This is a genomic window from Paenibacillus xylanilyticus (assembly GCF_013359935.1).
Lineage (GTDB): Bacteria > Bacillota > Bacilli > Paenibacillales > Paenibacillaceae > Paenibacillus > Paenibacillus xylanilyticus.
In genome coordinates, this window is record NZ_JABMCB010000185.1 from 149,569 (window position 1) to 172,455 (window position 22,887).

Annotated in this window: 21 protein-coding genes; 15 read left to right on the plus strand and 6 right to left on the minus strand. The window is 45.3% G+C overall.

Annotation, left to right across the window (positions count from 1 at the left end):
- Positions 1-116 precede the first annotated feature (116 nt).
- Positions 117-374: a YolD-like family protein gene (locus HP552_RS15265; RefSeq protein WP_175396276.1), complete on the plus strand. Its 258-nt coding sequence runs from the start codon at positions 117-119 to the stop codon at positions 372-374.
- Between the two features lie 93 nt (positions 375-467).
- Positions 468-587: a dihydroorotate dehydrogenase gene (locus HP552_RS15270; protein ID WP_175396277.1), complete on the plus strand. Its 120-nt coding sequence runs from the start codon at positions 468-470 to the stop codon at positions 585-587.
- Between the two features lie 51 nt (positions 588-638).
- Here HP552_RS15270 and HP552_RS15275 read toward each other — a convergent pair whose 3' ends face one another.
- Positions 639-1,898 (minus strand): amino acid permease, encoded by a 1,260-nt coding sequence (locus HP552_RS15275; RefSeq protein WP_175396278.1) that lies wholly within the window; start codon positions 1,896-1,898, stop codon positions 639-641.
- Positions 1,899-2,069: 171 nt separating this feature from the next.
- Between HP552_RS15275 and HP552_RS15280 the strand changes: the two genes are divergently transcribed.
- The 3 genes from HP552_RS15280 to HP552_RS15290 all read left to right on the plus strand — a co-directional run bounded on the left by HP552_RS15280 (position 2,070) and on the right by HP552_RS15290 (position 4,722).
- Positions 2,070-2,573, plus strand: a complete 504-nt coding sequence (locus HP552_RS15280) for a ferritin (protein WP_175396279.1) — start codon at positions 2,070-2,072, stop codon at positions 2,571-2,573.
- 391 nt (positions 2,574-2,964) lie between these two features.
- Entirely contained in the window at positions 2,965-3,705 is a 741-nt protein-coding gene (locus HP552_RS15285; protein WP_175396280.1) for a polysaccharide deacetylase family protein, read from the plus strand.
- 78 nt (positions 3,706-3,783) lie between these two features.
- The gene (locus tag HP552_RS15290; RefSeq protein WP_175396281.1) at positions 3,784-4,722 is read left to right on the plus strand and encodes a hypothetical protein; all 939 of its coding nucleotides are present in this window, start codon (positions 3,784-3,786) and stop codon (positions 4,720-4,722) included.
- 84 nt (positions 4,723-4,806) lie between these two features.
- Here HP552_RS15290 and HP552_RS15295 read toward each other — a convergent pair whose 3' ends face one another.
- From HP552_RS15295 to desA, 3 genes are all read right to left on the minus strand, one after another.
- Positions 4,807-5,406 (minus strand): response regulator transcription factor, encoded by a 600-nt coding sequence (locus HP552_RS15295; protein ID WP_175396282.1) that lies wholly within the window; start codon positions 5,404-5,406, stop codon positions 4,807-4,809.
- Between the two features lie 2 nt (positions 5,407-5,408).
- Positions 5,409-6,551, minus strand: a complete 1,143-nt coding sequence (locus tag HP552_RS15300; RefSeq protein WP_175396410.1) for a sensor histidine kinase — start codon at positions 6,549-6,551, stop codon at positions 5,409-5,411.
- Positions 6,552-6,645: 94 nt separating this feature from the next.
- Positions 6,646-7,704 carry a Delta(5) desaturase DesA gene (gene desA, locus HP552_RS15305; RefSeq protein WP_175396283.1) on the minus strand — a complete coding sequence of 353 codons (1,059 nt, stop codon included), beginning with the start codon at positions 7,702-7,704 and terminating at the stop codon, positions 6,646-6,648.
- Between the two features lie 377 nt (positions 7,705-8,081).
- Between desA and HP552_RS15310 the strand changes: the two genes are divergently transcribed.
- Both HP552_RS15310 and HP552_RS15315 read left to right on the plus strand, forming a co-directional pair.
- Positions 8,082-8,921 (plus strand): YitT family protein, encoded by an 840-nt coding sequence (locus tag HP552_RS15310; protein ID WP_175396411.1) that lies wholly within the window; start codon positions 8,082-8,084, stop codon positions 8,919-8,921.
- Positions 8,922-9,505: 584 nt separating this feature from the next.
- A complete protein-coding gene (locus HP552_RS15315) occupies positions 9,506-11,008 on the plus strand; it encodes a hypothetical protein (RefSeq protein ID WP_175396284.1) in 1,503 nt (500 codons plus the stop codon).
- A 112-nt stretch (positions 11,009-11,120) separates the two neighbouring features.
- On the opposite strand, the gene HP552_RS15320 is transcribed toward HP552_RS15315, so the two are convergent.
- Positions 11,121-11,705 carry a P-loop nucleotide/nucleoside kinase family protein gene (locus tag HP552_RS15320; protein ID WP_175396285.1) on the minus strand — a complete coding sequence of 195 codons (585 nt, stop codon included), beginning with the start codon at positions 11,703-11,705 and terminating at the stop codon, positions 11,121-11,123.
- Positions 11,706-11,855: 150 nt separating this feature from the next.
- Between HP552_RS15320 and HP552_RS15325 the strand changes: the two genes are divergently transcribed.
- Complete coding sequence (locus tag HP552_RS15325) at positions 11,856-12,191, plus strand: PadR family transcriptional regulator (protein ID WP_175396286.1); 336 nt, start codon at positions 11,856-11,858, stop codon at positions 12,189-12,191.
- Complete coding sequence (locus HP552_RS15330) at positions 12,188-13,528, plus strand: FtsW/RodA/SpoVE family cell cycle protein (RefSeq protein ID WP_175396287.1); 1,341 nt, start codon at positions 12,188-12,190, stop codon at positions 13,526-13,528. Before HP552_RS15325 ends, HP552_RS15330 begins: the two co-directional genes overlap by 4 nt.
- A 40-nt stretch (positions 13,529-13,568) precedes the next feature.
- Here the strand turns inward: HP552_RS15330 and HP552_RS15335 are convergent, their stop codons facing one another.
- Entirely contained in the window at positions 13,569-15,290 is a 1,722-nt protein-coding gene (locus tag HP552_RS15335; protein ID WP_175396288.1) for an ABC transporter substrate-binding protein, read from the minus strand.
- 133 nt (positions 15,291-15,423) lie between these two features.
- On the opposite strand from HP552_RS15335, the gene HP552_RS15340 reads away from it, so the two are divergent.
- The 6 genes from HP552_RS15340 to HP552_RS15365 all read left to right on the plus strand — a co-directional run bounded on the left by HP552_RS15340 (position 15,424) and on the right by HP552_RS15365 (position 22,634).
- The gene (locus HP552_RS15340; protein WP_175396289.1) at positions 15,424-17,049 is read left to right on the plus strand and encodes a DUF4153 domain-containing protein; all 1,626 of its coding nucleotides are present in this window, start codon (positions 15,424-15,426) and stop codon (positions 17,047-17,049) included.
- A gap of 92 nt (positions 17,050-17,141) precedes the next feature.
- Positions 17,142-17,492, plus strand: a complete 351-nt coding sequence (locus HP552_RS15345) for a hypothetical protein (RefSeq protein WP_175396290.1) — start codon at positions 17,142-17,144, stop codon at positions 17,490-17,492.
- Positions 17,429-18,298 carry a membrane protein insertase YidC gene (yidC, locus tag HP552_RS15350; protein WP_175396291.1) on the plus strand — a complete coding sequence of 290 codons (870 nt, stop codon included), beginning with the start codon at positions 17,429-17,431 and terminating at the stop codon, positions 18,296-18,298. The genes HP552_RS15345 and yidC overlap by 64 nt, the downstream gene beginning before the upstream one ends.
- 406 nt (positions 18,299-18,704) lie before the next feature.
- Positions 18,705-18,998 carry a hypothetical protein gene (locus HP552_RS15355; protein ID WP_175396292.1) on the plus strand — a complete coding sequence of 98 codons (294 nt, stop codon included), beginning with the start codon at positions 18,705-18,707 and terminating at the stop codon, positions 18,996-18,998.
- A gap of 77 nt (positions 18,999-19,075) precedes the next feature.
- Positions 19,076-20,368, plus strand: a complete 1,293-nt coding sequence (locus tag HP552_RS15360; protein ID WP_175396293.1) for an amidohydrolase — start codon at positions 19,076-19,078, stop codon at positions 20,366-20,368.
- Between the two features lie 430 nt (positions 20,369-20,798).
- Complete coding sequence (locus HP552_RS15365) at positions 20,799-22,634, plus strand: UbiD family decarboxylase (RefSeq protein ID WP_175396294.1); 1,836 nt, start codon at positions 20,799-20,801, stop codon at positions 22,632-22,634.
- Positions 22,635-22,887 lie beyond the last annotated feature (253 nt).

The following is a 22,887-nucleotide window of genomic DNA, read 5'->3' on the forward strand; positions in this document are numbered from 1 at the left end:
CATTATGTTGTCATGACATTACACGAACGCAAATGAATGGTATACTAATTGAATATGCCCTCGGCACACAACCCGTGAATCGGGACGTCGGATTAGCTGTAGAGGAGGCCGCCACATTGGCAAAAGCAAAAGTCGCAAAAAGACCTACCCGGGATGAGTTTGAGCTGGAAGAGCTGGGGAATCAATTAGTTGAAGCATATCATGAGCGTTCGGAAGTACTGCTGACGGTATGGGGCAAGGAAGAGCAGGTACAAGGGGTTATTGTTAAGCTGGATTCCCGCACACGACTGGTTCATGTAGAACATACCGAAGAGGAGTTCCTGGCGAAAGTACCTTTTCTTGATATTATGCGGGTGGAATCTCCCCGTTATTAAGAGTTGTAATTTTAAATATTAGGGCATTCGCCCGGTCAAACCCGTTCTTCCTGCATAAGATATCCCATACCTGTTGCAGAGGAGGTACGGTCAATGAGCGAAGTATTAGGTGGAGAATCAAGAGGCTACGGATACGGAGGTTTCACTTCTGTAGGTGCCATTCTGGTTTTGTTCATCCTGTTGGTTATCATCTCCAAAGCGTTCTTGGTATAATACGTTCCGCATATGAAAGAAGCTCTGCCATGCCGGCAGAGCTTTTTTTATTCAGATTCGTGCACGTCGTTTAAAGCTAACAAGCCAGCATAGGACCACAATGACAGCCGGATAGAGAACGGCCCAGCCTGCAAAAGGAAATACAACCGCTGTCACTGCAAAGGAAATCCAGCTGATCGTTACGCCCATGCGGCTACCCTTCAGTAATCGGATTCCGGCTGCGCACCCACCAAGATAGGTAAGAATAAAGGTGGCATTGGGCAGCTGAATGAGTGTGGTCAGCGATACAAGCCCCGACCCGTAAATGACGAGGACCAGAGCAAAACAGATCGCCAGGAAACCGAGAGCAGCAATCGGTGTATGAAACCGACTGGACAAGCGAGCCATCCATTGTGGAGCAGCTCCCTGTCTCGCAAGTGCGTAGGCAACGCGTGAAGCAGCGCCAGCGTAAGCAATAACGGTCGCAGTGCAGATGAATATTCCGGTCAACCCGGCAAGCAGGCCGCCCCACGAGCCAAGAGCCTGACTCACAATCCAGACGAGCGAGACATCGGCGCCGCCATGAAGGTAGCTTTGGGTGCCGACCGTTGCCAGAGCGGTCAAAAAGTACAGGACCCCTACAATAATAGCAGCAATGGTCACGCCCTGAATGGCAGCCTTGCGGGGGTTGGTGAATTCTTCAGACAAGTGGGAAACGGCTTCCCAGCCGATAAAACACCAGAATAAAATGGCGCCCGCCTGGCCAATGCTTAGCCATCCATGTGGCATAAATGGAGTATAGTGTTCCGATTGCATGTTGGGTATAGCGAATAGAAAGGCCATAACCAGCACAACGACAATTGCGAGAACAACAGCAATCTGTACCCGGCCAGCCAACTGCATACCGACAATATTAATGAGGAGTCCGGCGGCTAGCATGACGGCTGCAAGCAACGTTCGGGCACCTTCACCGAGTCCCAGAGCGGCCGTCATATATCCTGCACCTGTCAGGGCGGCTACCGGAGCACCGATGGGAACAGACATCAGGAAAAACCATCCGACAATCACCCCTGCCCGTGGTCCGAAGGCGAGCGTGACAAAATGGGACACCCCTCCTGCATCAGGATAACGAGCGGACAGGAGTCCCATGGACAGGGCAAGTGGAAGAATGAGCAGCACCATTCCTCCCCAGGCAAGGAGCGAAGCGGGACCAGCCAGTTCCGCAGCAAGTCCGGGAACAATGAGCACACCTGAACCAAGCACGGCACTGATATAGAGGGCAACAGCCTGCGGCATGCCAATTGTTTTTTTGAGCTGCATGGAATTACTCATACGTGTTAACCTACTTTCCCAGATTTGGAATCCAACTTAAACATAACTCTCTGATTATATAGAAGAACATAAATTCAGTCATTAGCCAATTTGGTAGATAATCCATGTCAGTCAGACCTTCATTATGATAGAATAGGACCATTCCTAGAGAAAGCATGAGGTGTGTCGATCATGAGTAAAGAGCTAACACAGGCATTGAACCAACAGATGAACTTTGAATTTTATTCTGCCCATGTATACCTTGCGATGGCAGCATACTGTTCCAGTGAAAGTCTGGACGGATTCGCGAATTTTTTCGTTGTACAGGCTGAAGAAGAGCGATTCCATGGAATGAAAATATACAAGTTCCTGAACGATCGCGGACAGCGCGCGACACTAGAGGCATTGCCAGAACCGAAGAATGAATATACTTCCATGCTGGATGTGTTTGAGCACGGTTATGCACATGAGCAGCAAAACACGAAGAAATTCTATAACCTGGCCGACCTTGCCCTGAATGAGCGTGAGCATGCCACAATGTATTTCCTGAAATGGTTCATTGATGAACAAGTGGAGGAAGAAGCACTGTTTGACAACATTATTCAGAAGCTGCGGCGCATTGAAAAAGACAGCAATGCATTCTACATGCTTGATGCTGAATTTGGTAAACGTTCGTTCACTGCTCCTGCAGAGTAATCAAGTACTGCGTTTTTGTGTCCATTCTCAGTAATGGAGTATATCGTTCTACATATGAAGAGCTTGCCTAGTGCAAGCTTTTTTGCTGTGTTTTTAACCCGAATTCTAAAAACTAGCAATAATTTCTGAGATGAATCTATCAGATCTCACAGAATCGGTTAATGAAGTATATGTCAAAATTGATCTATCCTGACGGGAGTTTTTCTCGCTGCAATTCTATCAATTTCGTTTTATTTCATTGGCTAATCTGACAAAAGTGTAACTCGAACGTAGCATTTGGAGCGAGAATGGAGCGTGTCCTTTTTGTTAGTATTAGGAATATCGCCAAGGGATGCAATGAAAAATTCGTAGACACCCGGGGAAATACTAGACACAAGGGAGATTTATATTTATGTTACATATCCGCAAATCGTTGATCATCACTCTTGCCATTTTACTTATGATTCCACTTCTGCTGCCTCAGTCGGTATCCGCGAAGCCAAGTGCTTCCAAATCAGCTGGAGCAAAAGCGAATGCAAAGATCATATATCTTACTTTCGATGACGGGCCAACCGCTCACACCGGACAACTGCTGGATATACTGGATCAGTATCATGCAAAAGCGACATTTTTCATGCTTGGACCACAGATGCAGCAATTTCAGAAAGCGACAAAACGTATTGTTGCTGACGGACATGGGTTGGGTCTTCATGGCGCAACACATGTACCCGGTAAGTTTTATAAGTCTGCCTACAGCGGTTTGAAAGAAATGCAGCAGGCGAATGCAGCGTTGAACAAAGTGGCAGGAGTAAAAACAAGTCTTGTTCGGACGCCTTACGGCAGTAAGCCTTACCTCAAGTCATCGTACCGTAATGTGCTGCTGGCTCAGGGAGGATTCCATTTGTGGGATTGGAATGTCGATTCCGAAGATTGGAAATACAAGAAAGACCATCAGAAGGTGTACAACAGTGTGATGAAGCAGATTCACAACGTTCAAAAAAGGGGTACAGCGCCAGTTGTGCTGATGCATGATCAGGAAGCAACGTTAAAGGTACTTCCAAAATTGTTGAAAACCTTAAAGGCAGAAGGATATCAATTCGAAATTTTGACCAAAAAAGTGCAGCCGGTCAACTTTTGGAACGATAAACGTTAATTCAGGTGGTTCATTGAGTTGCATCTGATCTGTGCAAACGAATCATTGAAATAAAGACACCAAGGAGGGACCAACATCATGAAAAAGCAAAAACGTTGGATAGTCGTTCCTGTCACCACCGCAGTGGTGCTCGCAATGGCAGGATGTGGGGGACAGGATAACAACGCGTCACAAGCAAGCAACACATCTACTTCAGCTGCTGGTGGGCAAACCCAATCCGGTAGTGGGGGAGCTGATTTTTCCAATGGTACCGAAGGAAGCGGTTCTGCTGCCGGCACTGATGATCATAGTAGTAATTCTTCTGGCGATACCGGTACATCTGCAGGTGAAACAACCAATTCCGGTGCAGAAAACAGCCTTGGAACGCAAGGTCAGTCCAGCACAAACGAAGTAGTCCAGGAAGTTCGCAGCCAGTTGAAGTTAAAACATGCGGTATTGCCGACTTCATTTCCACTGGAAAAAGGAAAACATCTGGCAGCAGCCATTCCTTCAAATACAGCTGATGCATTCAAAGTGAATTTCTATTCGGTAGATCAGTCTGTTCCGGTAAACGATGCTTCCTTGACTGCTACAAACAGCAAGGCACCATCCATGCTCGCTTCTTTTGAAGTAAAAAGCGATAAGGACCCGGACAGCAAAGGGATTTTTCCCGATACGGATCTGAGTAATATTCCCGAAGACATGTCAGTTGACCTCGGGCATGGCATTAAAGGCATGGCTGAAGGTGCTGCAGGGAGTCAGTATCTAACTTGGAAGGAAGGCAGATGGACGCTTCAAATCCGATCGGTCTCCGAAGACAAAATGAACAATCCAGGGATAGCCAAGAAAATGGTTGAGTACCTGGAGTCACATACGCTGCCTGCTCCAAAGGATAAAGGCTTTGTGAACGTGGAATATCCGAGTGGCGGCAAAACGGTGAACGTCACCATTTCCTGGCAGGAAGGCAATCAGATCCACCAGCTTCAAACGGATCAGGTGCCCAATGAAGCACTAGGTATGGTTGTATCGGTCAATTAATAAGTAAAATAAATAGCTTGGCTGAGAGTGTGGAAGCTCCTGACCAAGCTATTATTTGTGTCTTAATGGGTTGAAGCGGTACTTTCATTTAAACCAGCCCTTTTCCTTGGAACGGGTGATGGCTTCAATCCGGTTGCTCGCATTTAATTTGTTAAGAATAATGGAGATGTAGTTCCGCACGGTGCCAGTTGTGATAAACAGATGTCCGGCAATCTCCTTCGTATTTTTGCCATCAGCCATCAGGCCAAGTACAGCATTTTCCCGCTCCGTAAGCGGGTTTTCCTCGACATAGGCTTCATCAACCAGGTCAGGGGCAAAGATCCGACGTCCGTTCATAACCTGGCGAATGGCCTCAGCCAGTTCCTCAATGGGACTGTCCTTTAACAGGTATCCACGCACACCACCTTTAAGCGCGCGTTCAAAATAACCAGTCCGGGCAAAAGTCGTTAAGATAATGACCTTGCAGTTCATGCCTTTTAATTCCTCTGCAGCTTCCAGACCGCTTTTGACAGGCATTTCAATGTCCATCAGGCAAATATCCGGTGCATGCTCCTGGACGAGCTCCAGCGCTTCCTGTCCGTTGCTTGCGCGGCCGACCACTTCCATGTCCTCTTCCAGATTAAGCAGAGAAGAGAGGGCGCCCAGCATCATGCGCTGGTCTTCGGCGATGACGATTCTAATCATTTTTATTCCTCCTTGATTGGTTTGCGAACCAGCTTCGGCACCTGAATAATAAGCTCTGTTCCGTCCATGTCTGCTCCGGAACGGATGTCCAGACAACCGTTAACAAATTCCAACCGTTCTTTCATGCCGAGGATTCCCGTACCACGGCGATCTTTATTGCTGCCTTGTTCCATGCCAATTCCGTTGTCGTGTACAAGCACAATGTTATCCGAGAGTGTCTCCTTGAGTCTGATGGTACATATGGTTGCCTGACTATGCTTGACTACATTCGTGACGGCTTCTTTCAGACACATGCCCAGAACATTTTCGTTGAGCTGAGAGGTGTCATGCAGTTTGGGGTTACCATCCAAGTTGAATTCAATCGAAGCGGCTTTCAAAATCTGTTCTGCACGGAACAGCTCATCGACCAACTGTGTGCCACGCATCGTGGTAACCATCTCCCGGACTTCTTTCAGGGCTGTGCTCGCCGTTTGTCGCAAGTCATTTAATTCAATCTCGGCCTGCTCCGGGTTAGTCCGAAGCAAGCGTTTCGCCAGATCGGTTTTCAGGCCGATCAGGGACAGTTTCTGTCCGAGGGTATCATGCAAATCTCGGGCAATCCGCTGGCGTTCTTCCATTTTCACCAGTTCATCCAGTCGTTTGTTGGCATTCTCCAGCTGTCCTTCCAATTGCTCCCGTTTGTTTTTGTTATACGTACTCACCGGGAGAAGAATGGAGGCCATCAGACTAATGAATACAAATGGAAACTGACTAAGCAGCCGGGAGCTTTGAATAATAAATCCATAATTTATCGTGAGAAAGCTGGCAGCCAGATTGATCGAATAAAGGGTAATGAAGCCAGCTTTATTTTTTATGTTTCCGATGAAAAAGGCAAGAAACAGTGAGAAGTACGCATAATCATATGCGATCGTCATGGTAATGGATATGGCGATCAGCAGACCAATCCACATATACACCTGCCAGCCTCTGGTGATGAAGGCGAGCAAATAACAGACAAAGAAGACAAGAATGATCACGATTCCTGTCACCAAGGTCCACAGTTTTGAATACTGCGAAATATAATAGAAAGGAAGGATGAAAAAGACGAGCCATACGTACGGATTCAAGCCTGTATTTTTATAAAAGAGCTGCGACCACTTCTGAATAAAATTCTCCTCCTTATACTTGCACTTGCACTCAACTTTAGCCTGACTGTAGCATGACTTCAGCCTGAATACAAGAAAACGAATCCGACAGAGTTTAAGGCTTCTCTGTCAGACCCGCTTGATTGGTTACACGTATAGGTGGCTGAACATATGGCTTGCGGGATAACGATTTGATCTCCTTGAAGCTGATAAATCGTTTGGATTCTTCGTCCCAAAGACGGAAGCGCAGGGCTGCCAGACTGGAACGCAGGGTAATTGTCGTTGCTTTTTGCAAAGGCGGTGTAGCGTTATGTGCCTCTTCCAGATAATAGTTCGGTACACGTGGACTCAGGTGATGCACATGGTGAAATCCGATATTACCACTGATCCATTGCAACAGCTTCGGCAGCTTATAATATGAACTTCCCTCTACAGCAGCCTTGACGTAACTCCATTCATCCTCATGTTCGAAGTAAGTATCTTCAAACTGATGCTGAACGTAGAACAGCCAAATCCCGAAGAAACCGGAGAAGAAAAAGACAGGTGCCTGCACCATAACAAATGCCTGCCATCCGACCAACCAGCTCATAAATGCATATAGTGCAATGATCAGTACCGTAGTCAGATGTGTGTTGATGCGTTCTTTGCGACGTGCTGCCTTGCGGTTAAAACGGTAAGCCAGCAGAAATACATAGATCGGACCGATCCCGAACATCACGACCGGATTACGATAGATACGGTAGAACAGTCGTCCCCAAGGTGATGCTGCTTTGTATTCTTCAACGGTCATGACCCAGATATCGCCTACACCACGTTTGTCTAGATTGCTGCTGGTGGCATGGTGAATGGAATGTTCGGCTTTCCATTGCTGGTAGGGAGTGAGGGTCAGGACGCCTGTAATGGTACCCAGGATGTCATTGGCACGTTTGTTTTTGAAAAACGAACCGTGACAGCAGTCATGGAAAATAATGAATGTTCGTAGTACAAATCCGGATGCCACCAGGGCAATTGGAAAAGTCAGCCAATACGAAACGGACAAGCTGTAATAGGCTGCGGCCCATAATAAAAAGAGTGGGAGTATTGTATTGATAATTTGTCGGATACTTAATCGAAGATCATTTTTCTCGTAAGGGGTGACTTCTTTTTTCAGTGCCATTTCTTTTGCTCTGCTCATGAATGGTTCCTCCTTCAGTCATTATAACCATGCACGGCTATAACGCTGTATTTCCCTGAATATTTACTCTTAGGGAAGCCTTTTTATCATTGTAAAAGAATACGATTCTGTCGGTAAGTCATAAACGTCAGCCCTTTGTAATGATGAATATCAAGGATGACACATGACATTTGTCATGGTTGGATCAGTTGCAGCTATTTTTTGTTTAACCATTCAATATTGATCCCAATCAAGATCCCTTTGCACATTTCGTGCAACAATTTGTATTATGTATACAAATTTTGCTGATGGCATGGTAGAATCTATCCTTGGGTGTATATGACAACTTATGAGCCGGATGGATAGGTTGATTTCTGAAGGATTGGATGGAATACATGATGAAGAAACGTATCACGGATATTTTATTTATTATGGCGGGTGCATTTCTGTTTGCTCTGGCAGTGAATTTGTTCGTCATTCCGAATGATCTTGCTGAAGGTGGCGTTACGGGGATTACGATTATTCTGTATTACCTGCTGGGATGGTCACCAGGGTTAATGAATCTGATTTTGAACGGGATTTTGTTAATCGTGGGTTACCGATTTCTGGACAAAACAACAACGGTGTATACCATTATTGCAGTGGTATTCAACTCCTTGTTCCTGCACTTGACCGAGAGCTGGACCATTGATTCGCACGAGCTGTGGATCAACACGATTTTTGGCGGATTGTTTGCCGGTCTCGGGATTGGCTTGATTGTTAGAGTGGGCGGTACAACTGCGGGAACCGTCATTTTGGCCAGATTGGCCAATAAGTATTTGGATTGGAACATCAGTTATGGACTTCTGTTTTTTGATCTAATTGTGGCGTTCTCCTCTTTCTTCATTATTGGGCCACAGGGACTGATGTGTACGATCGTCATGCTGTTTATCGGGACCAAAACGATGGAGTTTATCATTGAAGGGCTGAATCCGAAAAAGGCGGTTACGATTATCTCGACGAAGCAGGATGCGATCGCGAAACAGGTGATCGAGAAGATGGATCGCGGTGTAACGGTTCTGTCGGGTCATGGATACTATACGAAAACACCGAAAGAAATTCTGTACATTGTCATTAGCAAACAAGAGGTCCCTATGTTGAAGAAGATTGTGCGGGCAGAAGATGAGATCGCATTTATTACGATTCATGATGTTCGTGACGTATTCGGTGAAGGATTTATTGAGCTGTCCAAAACCTAATAGATATGGAAGAAAGCCGGGGTGCACGTGACCTCGGTTTTTTAATTAGAAAAACCCTTCTCAACTGAGAAGGGCGGCAGTCTTTGATTAATGGTGATTTCTTTTTCTGATGACACCGTATTTAATGGTTACATGGCAGTGCTTTTTAACCTTGGGAACATATTTGATTTTGGTTACGCAGGATTTTGTGATCTTTTTGTAATAACATTTTGTCACTGGTGGATGACATCTATGCTTCTTTTTATTCATGGCGACCCCTCCTGACTAGTGATAGTGCATTGGATGTAAGGGTTATCATGCCGGAAACATATAAACGTCTAAAACTACAACAATGGACTTATTGTATGACAGGCATGTTTTATTTAGTCAAGCTACCAAGTGAGTTAGATCACAGTAAGGAGGTATATAGAAATATAAAATAAATATGGGTTAATATTCTATATATTGTAAACTAACAAAAAAGAAGTATTGACATAGAACATATAATTACCAGAAAAGGAGAGATAGATATACCAAAACGTACTATTCTTATTACATTACTTGTGTTCTGTATATTAATTGTATTGTTATGGGGTTTTGTTATATTGAGACACAATGCAAAGGAGTTAACTTTTGAGAATATAGCTTCGGCTGAAACAGTAGGATTTGTGTCTAAAACTAGCACTGAGAAGGCTCAGTATTACTTTAGCTCTAATAATGATTCTGATAACAAAGCATTTGTAAATCAAGTGGAATACATTATCCGAAATATGCAGAATCATCTAGATATTCCTCGCCAGGATAAAATAATTCAAATTTATCTGAATCAGGATAGTGAAAGCCCGTTCAATAATAGTTTGACTAGAATAGTTGTGTCTGGGGATCGGGACCAGTCACTCGGGGCAGTCGTTAGTTATTTGAGTGATTATAAACTTCCTGCTTGGTTATGTGTTGGGTTGGAACTGTATTGGCATAATAATAATAATGAAGATGGTATATCCTCTACTGTGTTAGAAGGAGATGTTAATAACTGGATTAACACAGCAAGCTCCAGAGAATATCCGGATTTCGGGGATGCCTGGTTTATCCCCAATTTTCTCGATGAAGAAATTGCAGGGGTAGGACAACAGATTGCCTTTTTGTTTGTTCAATATCTGGATCAAGAAAAACAGTTACTGTCTGTTGTTGATATATTCATGAAGGATAAAAATGAGGATTTAAATCTACTAGGACAATATTGGAGTGAATTCATTCAAACTCCTAACAGTGATATTGATACGAGTTATCGTTATGTTTTTTCATATGAAGAGATTTGGTTTGAAGTTCATTCAGATAAAGTTAAAGCGAGATATAAAAAAGAAAACTGGAATCATCAACAGGTATATGATTATCAAGACTATATGGATCAAGGTGTTCGTTATGTAGAGAATTGGATGAACTACACATTGGATCATCCTCTGACGTTTACAATCTATCCACATTTAAACGCATATAATCCTACTTATGGCGGAATAACATATAAATTAGGAGATAATTACGCAATTGACTTGTATCGGGTCTTCGAAGTCCCGCCTTACAAAGCCGTACATGAAACCGTTCATGCGATAACTTTTCAAATGGGAATCTTTTCGGATTTCTATCCTTTTACAGAAGGGCTTGCTGAAGCCTTAATGTATGAATTTGAGGCAAAGAACAGGCAGTACGTATATAACAAGTCTAAAGCTGACCTTATGTTCACTTTTGAAAGAAGAAACGAGAATTCTGTTCTTTACAGTGTAATTGAAAATTATGAAAAATACGCGGGTCAGTCTTATCAACCATCTGATCCCATAGATTTAATAGCAGCGATGCACGTGTGGGCTAATATGGCGTCTAAGAAAGGATGGGAAAACCCGCTGGATTCTCTTAAATATAATTCAGGAGATCCGGGATACAACGAAGATGTGGATGATTATAATAAAGCAGCCTCATTCGTCCACTATTTAATTCGCACATACGGAAAAGAAAAGTTCATGGCTATTTATGCAGATATTAACAAAGTTGAAGAAACATACGATGTTGATTTGGAATGTTTAATAAAAGAATGGAAAGAATTTTTATATGATTAGATGTCTTAGTTGAGTTGGTGAGGGATTGGAAATGAATCCGCTAGGGAACAAAACCAATCCTTTTTTGTGCAGTTCTATTTGCATGCTGTGAATAGAATAAATTATTTCCTCATTACCCGAACATGTGTCTCTCACATTCGGACAAAGCCACATTCACATCTTCTTCTGAATTATCAATGTAAACGACGGAAGAAGCAGGCAGCGGCCAGGCCACTTGCTTCCGGGTAAGGGAGGCGGTGAATATATCCCAGTTGGCGAGTTTCCATTCGTCTAATGGCGACTGTCTCGCCACGATCCGTTTGTGATACAAGGCTTCATTCGCCAAATAGATGTAGGCAACACGGACATCCGTATCTTCCAGTGAACGTCCGATTCGGCCGAGTTCCTGTTCGATCCAGTCAGCTGTTTCGGTCTCTTTCGTAAACGGGCCTACAACGATGGTGTCGATTCCTAATTGTACATTATCCAGTGCAGCATCCATCGTAATGCGGTATCCCAGATCACGGCATAAGCGTTTGTATTCAGGAGAATCCCGGTCAGATGGGTCAAGTCCCTGAAGTGTCATGATCGCTTCGGCAGCCGGACGGAGCAGAATATCCATATCGAAGAAGGCTGCCTTATATTTGCGGGAAAGAGCTTTGGCAAGAGTTGTTTTGCCACTGCCCGCACCGCCGAGAAAGAAAATCAGTTTGCTCATGAAAGTCACGCTCCTTAATAGAGTTATTTTATCACAATGCAGATAGAAACGATGGATAGACAGAAAAGGAAGAATAAGGTAGTATAATACCTAGATTAACTATGCATAGGTTTCCGATGTATAGGGAGAATGAGAGAGAGGAGAACACTGGTGAAAGTAAACAAACAAATGATTAAAGGAAGTACAGAGACTCTTATTTTGACTTTACTGCAGCATCAGCCACTTTACGGGTACGAATTGATTAAGGAACTTCATCGCCAGTCGGAAGGTGTATTTAATTTGAAGGAAGGCACGTTATACCCTATCTTGCATGCCATGGAGATGGAAGGATGGGTGGAATCGTACTGGATGGAAGTTGAAGGAAGGAAACGCAAATATTATTCGATTCGTGACAAGGGCATGGAGGCCTTACAGCTCAAAAAGACGGAGTGGCTTTTGTTCCGGCGAGCCGTTGATCGTGTACTCGGGGAAGGAGGCTTAACATGACGGATCAACATGATAAAATTAAACGTTATCTTGACGAAATGTGTAGTCAGGTCAAAGCTCGCGAAGTACATACCGATCTGCGTAATGAACTGGGAAACCACATGAGAGAAATGATGCTGGACAAGAAACAGGAGGGCTTTACCGAGGAAGAGGCTGCCGTATATGCCGTAAAGCAAATGGGTGATCCTGCTGCAGTAGGCAAAAGCATGCACAGGCTGCATCGTCATCGGATGCATTGGGGACTGATATGCGGATTGATCAGTTTAACCATCGTTAGCCTTTTTCTGATGTGGATTTTTAAAACCAATGTCACAGATGCCAGGTATCAGAACTTCTATAACGTTCAAGTGGTATACACTATCATAGGAATGACGCTTATGTCCTTCTTTATATTTTTTGATTATCGCAAATGGAAGAGAGCCGCTTGGTGGATCTATATCCTGCTTAATACCATGCTATGGATTAATCCAATGATATCCTCAAGTATCAATGGGATGTACAGATACTATAACGCGTATGGCTTTGTATTAGATCTTACCTCAGCTGCAATGTGGGTATTACCACTTAGCATTGGCGCTATTATGCTGGACAAGCTTCGTTCCAGTCCTAATGTAAAAACCATATTATTCTATATCGCGATGGTAGCGTTACCATCAGTGCTGTTGCTTCAAATATCAGATTGGGTTCGCCTGTATATGTTTGTTACAATGTCACTTGTCTTATTGGGTTGGATCATGCGTAAATGGCTTTATACAGTCATAGGTGCTCTAATAACCGGATGTATTGGGTTATTTCTTTTGTTTATACCCGATCCATACCATCGATTGGAAAGAATTTTGGTCGTTTTCAATCTTCAAGATGACCCTTATGGAGACAGTTATATCTACAATTCCATTATTGAGGTCCTTGGATCAGCTGGATGGTGGGGGAATGGGCTGGGCACAACGTTTGACAGGTTTAAAACGAGTTATTTCGATTACCCAGGTGTGTTGCTCATTGATGTGTTTGGCTGGTCAGCCGGAATACTGTTATTGGTAGGTATCATCTGGTTTGTTGCAAGTATGGTGAAAATGCTCCCTCGGATTCGGGATGACTTTGGTCGGATGATTATTGTCATTATTACATCCATGTTTGCACTGCAGATGATTTATTCGCTGGCGATGACCACGGGAAGAGTCCCCATCCTTAGTGTGGTCTTTCCTTTTATAGGCTACGGTAACCATCTAATTTTTGATTATGCCATGATTGGATTACTTCTTGGGGTGTATCGCCGCAAAGATACCGTTCTACTGAAGAATGAGAAGAGCCAATCGGTGGCGACACCTGTACAGCGATAGACATAGCATGAGATACAGAAACGTATATTAATCTGTTCCCTCAATCTCCTACCGATGCACTTCCAGACGGAAACCAGATATGGCGCAAGTTTACCCAGCCCTGACTATTGAATGAGAGCCCGCGCACGGAAGGCAGGTAGGCGGTTTCGACAGGTTTTTCGGATAGATGAAACATCAGATTCCGGTCCAGTAAAAATTGTTCAATCTGTTCCAGTCCTGCCGCTCGATCTGCGGTTAATGCCGATTCTATAACGGTTTGCAGCATCGTTTGTACACTCGTTTGGGTGGACTCATCCAGATGTTCGGACAAGGTGAGATAGAGATCGCTTCTGCGTAATTCTTCATCCCGGTCACGGATCAGGGAGAAGAGAATGAGATCGGACTCCAGTCGCAGCTGACCTTTGAATTGCTCCATCGTTGCCGTGTGAATCTTGCAAGCATAGCCGTATTTCTCCAGTCTTCCTGCAATGAGGACGGCATCCTTACGATATTGCGGGATGGTAGCAAGCTGTAAAGGAATTGGTTCATCCAAAGCAAAAGGAATTTCAGTGGATTGGTTTCCCTCAGTAATACAGGCGTGTACATGCGCTCTTATTTCCGGATCGCTTAGCGGTCCGGTTTTTTGCGTGTTACAAGTGAGCAGTTTGCGGACCGTGACTCCTGCGCTAATCTGCGTCCAGTCTGTCCCCGCAGCGGTAGCCGGATTATGAACAAGGTGAAAAAACGGAGTTTCGGCTTCGGCATAGTCACCCCGTTCTGTTTTGGCACTCCATGGAATTTGCAGAATATCAACCCTGTCCAGATGGGCTCTGCCTTGAAAATAGGCCGGGAATGCCTCCAGTCTGCACAGATGCTCATCCCACAGCGTGACTTTGAAAGGACCTGTTCCTACAGGTTTCTGCAAAGCCGATGTTCCAACTGACTGTTCACTGCCGGACTCCATGGTGCTGTCCGAAGGTACAATTGCTGCACGACTCGTGGATAGAAAGGGCAAAAACAATTCATGTGGCGTTTTGAGACGGAAACACACGGTTAGCGAGTTCAAGGCTTCAATAGACATAATCTGTTTGCTCACATCACGATACAATGTTCGGCGTTCTGTGGATTGCAGGCGCGCAAAGGTGCACACGACATCCTCGGCAGTCAGCAGTTGACCATTGTGAAACAAGACCCCTTTGCGCAAATGAAAAAGCCATGTCTTCCGATCCTTGCTAATATCCCAGGTGTGGGCTAGACAGGGGATGATGTCTCCCTGCTCATTACGCTGAACCAATCCATCGAACACATGGCTGGTGACAAAAGACTCGGCAAGCAGATTAATATACAGCGGATCGAGAGCATGAAGCTGCTGCTGGAGCGGCAGTCTTAACGTATCAATACATTCATTGTGTTCTCCTGCTTCCGTGTGATGTCCCGAATATCCGAGCAGCCACTGGTTTAAATGCTCCTGCATCATGGTTGAGCTGGAAAAGGCACGTACCTGCTCGGCTGCTTGCTGCAATTCCCGGCGGTTTAGAGCCTGCATCATATATTCTGCTGCGATCTGTTCGGCAGGTACAAGCAGTGTAAGTGTTGACCGGCGGCCGCGACCACGCTGGGAGATCCAGCGAATCCAGCTGCAGGCAGCCATTTTTTTGACAATGGTAAGCGTATTTCGATGTGTGCAATCCAGCAGTTCTGCGAGATCGGAAAGTGTAGCTTCATGCTCAGCCATGTAACCAAAACGGTTATGAAGCAGCAAATATTGTTGATGCAGTTTCATAATTGCAATCCTCCTCGTGTGAGATGTTGATTCATCCGGCCTAAAATAAGAACTTTTATCTCCTGTAATTTCTATTTATCTTCTTATTTTATCATCTAGAATAAAGTGTAGAAAGTAAATGGAGGTTTTTCCCATGATTGAGAAAATACTGGCTTCGCCGAATCGTGCTTTAATTACGCTGTTGTCTGCCTTGCTGCTGGCTGTCATTCATCAGTATTTGTTCTATGGAGAAGAGCCGGGTGTATCTTATCCGTTGTTTGTGGTCCTTTTCTATGGATTTATGTTTGTGTTTGCAAGGGATCGTTTACGGGCATTGACCTTCATTGATGCATTTATGGCTGCAGTTGTACTGATGTTGTCACTAACATTTGTCCTATTTGATAATGTACTGCTGAAAGTTCTCAATTTTCTGGTCGTACCCGGTTTAGTGATATTACATATGACTTATTTGGCTGGCCGCAAACAAAGGCACTGGTGGGACATCCGACTAATCGGTACATCCCTGGATCATCTGGTGCCACAAACGATTCGTCACTGGGGAACCATCGCTGCCATTGCAGTGAAAGCTGGGGGACGCGGAATGGGGAAGTCTCAGAAAGCAGTCATGGTCAAAGTATTTATTGGTCTGGCCGCATCCATTCCGATCCTGATTGTAGTGCTCGCATTGCTGACGTCAGCGGATGGCGTGTTCAATCAATATTTGTCTGGTTTTCCGGAATGGTTGAATCATTTGACGCTCACTCCTGGCTTACCGAGAATCATATGGGTCATCATCGCAGGCGTTTTGCTGTTCAGCTATGTGTGGGGATTTGTTCAGCCCATGCAATATGAAGCCGAGAAGAGAGAGAATGCCCACTGGAAAAGTGGTACGGTGTCTTCTCCTAATGCGATTCAAGTGGTCGAAAGCGTAAATGCAAGCCAAGCGACTCCTGCAACTGAAACGCTCGTATCGAGTAACGTAAAAACCGATGCTCATTCGATCCGAACCGGCAGTGAGCCGGTGAAGCTCGATCCCATCATTGTTGGCACCATGCTGTTCGTCATTAACTGTGTGTATGTACTGTTTGTCTTTGTTCAGTTTTCCTACCTCTTTGGAGCGGGGAATGGGCATCTTCCCCCAGATCTGTCTTACGCAGAATATGCCCGAAGTGGTTTTGCCGAGCTGGTGCTGGTCACTGGGATTAACTTTTTCATTCTGATTGTAGCACTTCAATATACAAGGCCGAGTGGAAGAACAGCTTCGATTACCCACCAGGTGCTGCTGCTTGTTCTGGTAGGATGCTCTGCCATCATGCTGTACTCTGCGTTCATGCGTCTTAATCTATACGAACAGGCCTACGGGTACACGTACATTCGATTCCTGGTGCATGCGTTCATGATCTTTATGGCACTGCTGCTGTTCATAGCAGGTCTGCGCATCCGATACACATCCATTCCGTTGATTCGTTGGTACATTGTGCTGGCGCTTACAGCCTACGTAGCGGTCAATTATGTGGGCATGGACAACCGAATTGCGGAGCTGAACATCAAACGTTATCATGACACAGGCAACATTGATGCTGCTTACCTTGCGAATTTGTCAGCAGATGCGGTTCCGCTGTTACGGGAGTTTGCTGACGAGGAGTTTCCAAATCTGAAGGATCATTTATTGGAACGTGAAGCCTATATGAATAAGGGTGAAAACAGCAGTTCCTGGCCTTCTTTTAACGTGGCAAGAAATAGCGCAGCAAAGGTATTGTCCAAATGGAGAACAGAGTAGTTTGTTTTCAGGACTTTTGAGCCATGAATTTATGCAAAATCCATATGTAAGTGTTATAATATAAAAATGAACCTATAAAGGGGGTGAATCCCTTGTTTGAACTTCAGGAGTTATTGCCTTATATATTCTCAATTGGGCTTATTTTCACCGTAAGCTATGCCTATATTGCCCATCTGCACTGTGGGTTGACAGAGTACTGGATGGAAGGCGGAGGGGCAGACGGCGTTGAACCCGGACTCCCTGCGTTGACCCTGGATGGGCAGCATAGACCTGAAGATTTGACCAGGATGATCAGACGTAGAGAAGCACCGGATGAAGATGAGCCGGACTGTAAGACCTCGTTGAACGCAGTAGAACCTAATCAACGAGGAGGATATATATGGAACATAAGACAAGCAAGGGATTCACTTTTACATCTGGCAAGGGACGGATCTATGGGCTGATTGCAATTTTGTTTGCAGTTATGCTTTTGGCCGGATGCAGCAATAATGTATCGGAGATTAACGCTTCAACACCGGGATTTTTCAATCACTATATTGTATTCCCGCTGTCTTATCTGATTCAGCACATTGCAACCATCTTTGGTGGCAGCTACGGAGTTTCAATTATCGTAATCACTTTGGTCATACGGCTTGCACTGCTGCCTTTAATGATGCGGCAGGCGAAATCCCAGCAAGGCACGCGGGTGATCATGAATGCGATGAAGCCCGAGATGGATGCACTCAAGAAAAAGTATGAGGGCAAGAATGATGCAGCGGATCGTCAGAAGCTCTCCCAAGAGACGATGGAACTGTACAAAAAGCATAACTTTAATCCACTGAACATAGGCTGCTTGCCGCTCCTGATTCAGTTGCCCATTCTATCAGGCATATACACCGCTATTCGTCTCACGCCTGAATTGTCTTCTCATTCTTTTTTGTGGTTCAAACTGGGAGCACCCGATTATGTACTAGCTGTTGTAGTAGCGATCATCTACCTGATTCAGGCCAAAGTTTCCCAAGCCAATATGGCACCTGAACAGCGAAAACAGTTTGCCATCATGGGGTACATTTCTCCGCTGATGATGGCCTTTTTCTCCCTGTCAGCACCTGCAGCCATGCCGCTCTATTGGACGGTTGGTGGATCATTCCTTGTCCTGCAGACGCTGCTGTTCCGCAAATTGTATCCGGTGGAGCATCCTCATGAGCCTGTAATCTTACAGGAGAAGAAGATCAAATCTGCCAAAGGAACCAAACCTGCGAAATCCTAGTTGCGGAACGCCAACATACACAAAACAAGAACAGTAAGCCCGAGCTGATAAATGAATAGTCCAAAAGAAAGAAGCGTGATCCATATGGATTACGCTTCTTTTTTTGCCACATGAATCGAGCCCCATTTTAGAATAATTGAATCAAGATGAATCATATCCGTCAAACAGCAGGATCATCTGTTAGCCGACGCGACAGCAGCAGCAGCTGCAGCGATAGCCGAGCGAATGTACCGGACAGAAGTTCGAAATGGTTCTATTCGTCTATATATTGTACCCGGAGCGAGTGGAATCGAATGATGTAAAATGCTGAAGTAAAGGCTGGGCGTAAATTCAGGCCGTTTATTTTGGCTCTCCTCTCCAATCTGCTATGATGGAACCAGAATCATGACAAGGACGGAGGGAGACCATGACCTATATTGCTGTATTGCCCTATTATAAAGTACAGAGAGAAGTGACGGGTCTCGCACAAGAGATAAAGTTGAATGAACGATCGATGATCCTGTACTCGGATAAAATTGTAACGAAGTATCGCGAGTTCAGTATTAAGGATGTGTTCGACATGTCCTTTCGAAGAATAGGGAATGAAGGTGGCTTCTTTTACCTCCATACGAGCACAGGAGTATATCCTTACATGGTAAAAATTGATCCCAAGCCATTCATTCAAAGTTATCGAAAAATGACCATTCAGAATTGGTCATGACTTGACCTTTCCGTTACGTGAAGGCATATCCTTTGGATCTGAGCTATTCAATTCAATCCAGAGGAGCTGTGAAACAAATGGGCATTTTGATTCAGCACGTGTTGATCTTAACGATGAAAGACGGAGAAGCCCCCTTCACGGGGGATATACGTATTGAAGGAGATCGGATTACCGAGATTGCGGGTCAACTTCTTAGCAAGCCGGGAGACGACATTATAGATGGGAAAAACATGCTTGCCATGCCTGGCCTGATTAATGCCCATCAGCATTCACCGATGAGTTTGCTTCGCGGATTCTCCGATGACCTGAAGTTAATGGACTGGCTTGACCGCAAAATGCTGCCTGCCGAAGCAAGCATGACGCCTGAAGACATCTACTGGGGAGCTCAACTATCCATAGCCGAGATGATCCGTTCCGGAACCACAACTTACGCAGATATGTACATTCACATGAATGAAATTGCCGAAGCAGTAACCAAAACAGGCATCCGGGCATCACTTACACGTGGAATGGTGTTTATGGAGGATGATGGTGGCCGCAGGATGCAGGAAGCGATCGATCTCGTTCAGCGTTGGTCAGGCAAGGCAGATGGACGGATTACAACGATGTACGGCCCTCACTCGCCATATACCTGTCCTGTAGAGCCGTTGCGGGAAGTCATCAGCATGGCTGAGCAAGCGGATATTCCTCTTCATATCCATCTGGCTGAGACCAAGGAAGAGACCGTGAAGATTCGAGAACGATATGGCATGACACCAACGGAGTATCTGGAGGAAGCTGGCATGTTCGAGAGGGCTCATGTGCTGCTGGCCCATGGCGTTCACCTCAATCGCAGGGATATAGGGAGACTGAAGGGCATGCGTGGAGGCGTAGCCCACAATCCGGTCAGCAATCTGAAGCTGGGTTGCGGGATTGCTCCCATCATGGACATGATGGCACAGGGGATAAATATAGGACTCGGAACAGACGGGGCCGGAAGTGCCACGACAGTGGATATGTTCGAAGAGATCAAGTCTGCGACATGGCTGCAAAAACTGGATTACGGGGATCCAACTCGATTGCCGGCAAGGCAGGTTCTTCAGATGGCAACTCGTGGCAGTGCGGGTCTGCTTAACCTTCAGGATGATGTGGGTATGCTGGAAGCAGGGCGCAAGGCGGATCTGATTCTGATTGATCTGAAGAAACCGCATCTTCAGCCTGTACATGAGGTGGAATCGTTACTGGCATACAGCGTAAATGGTGCGGACGTAGACACAACGATAGTGAATGGACAGGTACTGATGAAAGGCAGGAAACTGTTGACAGTGGATGAAGACGAACTTTACCGTCAGGTGAAGGTTAGAGCGAAACGCATTGTAGAGGGCATTTAGTAGGTTTTGCAAAAATTAAGACTGAAAGCAGCTTGGAACCCAGGTTCTAAGCTGCTTTTTTTGTATGATTAAGACGATTAGCAGCCTGGCTTTCCATTCTTCTATCTCATATTAAGAGAGATTTTTATATAATATTTTGTTTACCAGCAGATCATTTGATAAAATAGTAGAGACGTGAAAATGGATCAATGATGAAGAAAGTAGAATAGGGCATGGAATTGAGGTTTGGTCCTGCTTACTTGTTCTGCACGTCCATGTGAATATCTGAACATAAGTATTGTGTTTAAATCCAATAAACGGCTTCCAATCTCAATATATAGATCGAAATGTTTTTTTCCTCTATATACTTTGCCTGGAGCGAGTGAATCGAATATTGCAAACTACTGATATAAACAATTTATTTATTATATAAAAAGAATGGAGCCGTCCCATGAAATATCGCAATATGGAAGATTGCATTAACGATCTGGAGCAGCATGGACATTTGATTAGGGTAAAAGAAGAAGTGGACCCAGATCTCGAAATGGCAGCGATCCATATGAGAGTGCACGAGGCGAAAGGCCCGGCGCTGCTGTTTGAAAATGTGAAAGGTTCAAAGTTTCAGGCGGTATCCAATCTGTTTGGTACACTGGAACGCTGTAAATTCATGTTCCGAAACACCCTTGAAGGCGTGCAGCGCGTCATGGCCGTGAGGGATGATCCGATGAAGGCGCTCAAAACGCCTCTGCAGCACATCAGCACAGGGCTTGCGGCCTGGCAGGCGCTTCCCAAACAGAAGTCGATCAGTCTGCCCGTATCTGCTCAGGAAATTCAAATCTCGGATCTGCCGCTGATCAAACATTGGCCTATGGATGGGGGAGCCTTTGTAACGCTGCCGCAGGTTTATTCGGAAGACCCGGATAAGCCGGGGATCATGAACTCCAATCTGGGCATGTACCGTGTCCAGCTGAGCGGCAATGATTATGCCATGAACGATGAAATTGGTTTGCACTATCAGATACATCGCGGGATTGGTATTCATCAGGCTAAGGCTGTCAAAAAAGGTGAGCCGCTGAAAGTCAGCATCTTTATCGGCGGGCCTCCGGCTCATACACTGTCTGCGGTTATGCCATTGCCAGAGGGACTCAGCGAATTGACCTTCGCCGGTCTGCTCGCCGGACGACGTTTTCGCTATAGTTATAAGGATGGATACTGCATCAGCAATGATGCCGATTTTGTCATTACCGGAGATATTTATCCAGGTGAAACGAAACCGGAAGGGCCGTTTGGCGATCACCTGGGCTATTATAGCTTGACACATGAATTCCCGCTGATGAGAGTGCACAAAGTGTATGCGAAGCCCAATGCGATCTGGCCGTTTACTGTCGTGGGTCGTCCTCCGCAGGAGGATACGGCTTTTGGTGACCTGATTCATGAAATTACGGGCGATGCCATCAAACAGGAAATTCCTGGTGTCAAAGAAGTACACGCCGTAGATGCTGCAGGGGTGCATCCCCTGTTGTTTGCGATCGGAAGTGAGCGTTACACGCCTTATCAGACCGTGAAGCAGCCAACGGAATTGCTGACGATTGCCAATCGCATTCTGGGTACGGGGCAGCTCAGTCTGGCGAAGTATTTGTTTATTACAGCTGAAGATCAGCAGCCGCTGGACACCCACCGCGAAGTGGAATTCCTGACCTATATTCTGGAGCGCATGAATCTGCAGCGTGATATCCATTTTCATACGAATACAACAATCGATACGCTGGATTACTCGGGAACCGGATTGAATACCGGCAGTAAGGTGGTTTTTGCAGCCTATGGTGAGAAGCTTCGGGAGTTGTGTACGGAAGTGCCAGATGCCTTGAAAAACGTTCGTGGGTATTCGAATCCGCAGCTGATTATGCCAGGGATTGTCTCGATGCAAACAACAGCTTTCACGAGTTATGAAGAAACGGCACGTGAGATGGAGCAATTTACGGATATGCTGAAGGAACAAGGGGGGCTTGACTCCTGCCCAATGATCATCCTTTGCGATGATAGTTCTTTCCTGAGTGCGAACCTCAGCAATTTCTTATGGGCTACATTTACTCGAAGCAATCCATCCCATGACATGTATGGGGTAAACAGCAGCTACACGCATAAGCACTGGGGTTGTGACCAGATCATCATTGATGCCCGCGTGAAGCCGCATCAGGCGCCGCCGCTGATCCCGGATCCTTCGGTGGAAAAAAGCATTGAACGCCTATTTGTAAAGGGTGCCAGTCTGGCATCGGTCAAAATTTAGCTGCATTTGAGGAGCCCAAACGCTAAGTTTGGGCTTTTTAAATTTTCAACCCTCGGTGAAACATAACATCTGATGTTCCTTATTCTCCTAAACCGGGATTATTTTAGTCGTCTCAATGAGGATAAAGTCTTATTCGTTCGTATTTCCTTTTGTGATTAAGGTCATTAGAACTATGTATAAAAACAAGAAACAGTTCGATATAAAGAAGTAAAGGTATTTTTGGGACCCAAACCATCGGGTACTGTTACTATAA

Excerpts from the sequence above, each read along its gene's own strand:
- HP552_RS15330 (WP_175396287.1), top strand. The coding sequence starts at position 12,188 with ATGACGGATCAACATGATAAAATTAAACGTTATCTTGACGAAATGTGT.
- HP552_RS15365 (WP_175396294.1), top strand. The coding sequence starts at position 20,799 with ATGAAATATCGCAATATGGAAGATTGCATTAACGATCTGGAGCAGCAT.
- HP552_RS15295 (WP_175396282.1), bottom strand. The coding sequence starts at position 5,406 with ATGATTAGAATCGTCATCGCCGAAGACCAGCGCATGATGCTGGGCGCC.
- HP552_RS15340 (WP_175396289.1), top strand. The coding sequence starts at position 15,424 with ATGATTGAGAAAATACTGGCTTCGCCGAATCGTGCTTTAATTACGCTG.
- HP552_RS15310 (WP_175396411.1), top strand. The coding sequence starts at position 8,082 with ATGAAGAAACGTATCACGGATATTTTATTTATTATGGCGGGTGCATTT.
- desA (WP_175396283.1), bottom strand. The coding sequence starts at position 7,704 with ATGAGCAGAGCAAAAGAAATGGCACTGAAAAAAGAAGTCACCCCTTAC.
- HP552_RS15355 (WP_175396292.1), top strand. The coding sequence starts at position 18,705 with ATGACCTATATTGCTGTATTGCCCTATTATAAAGTACAGAGAGAAGTG.
- HP552_RS15335 (WP_175396288.1), bottom strand. The coding sequence starts at position 15,290 with ATGAAACTGCATCAACAATATTTGCTGCTTCATAACCGTTTTGGTTAC.
- HP552_RS15320 (WP_175396285.1), bottom strand. The coding sequence starts at position 11,705 with ATGAGCAAACTGATTTTCTTTCTCGGCGGTGCGGGCAGTGGCAAAACA.
- HP552_RS15280 (WP_175396279.1), top strand. The coding sequence starts at position 2,070 with ATGAGTAAAGAGCTAACACAGGCATTGAACCAACAGATGAACTTTGAA.
- HP552_RS15285 (WP_175396280.1), top strand. The coding sequence starts at position 2,965 with ATGTTACATATCCGCAAATCGTTGATCATCACTCTTGCCATTTTACTT.
- HP552_RS15275 (WP_175396278.1), bottom strand. The coding sequence starts at position 1,898 with ATGAGTAATTCCATGCAGCTCAAAAAAACAATTGGCATGCCGCAGGCT.
- HP552_RS15270 (WP_175396277.1), top strand. The coding sequence starts at position 468 with ATGAGCGAAGTATTAGGTGGAGAATCAAGAGGCTACGGATACGGAGGT.
- yidC (WP_175396291.1), top strand. The coding sequence starts at position 17,429 with ATGGAACATAAGACAAGCAAGGGATTCACTTTTACATCTGGCAAGGGA.
- HP552_RS15290 (WP_175396281.1), top strand. The coding sequence starts at position 3,784 with ATGAAAAAGCAAAAACGTTGGATAGTCGTTCCTGTCACCACCGCAGTG.
- HP552_RS15360 (WP_175396293.1), top strand. The coding sequence starts at position 19,076 with ATGGGCATTTTGATTCAGCACGTGTTGATCTTAACGATGAAAGACGGA.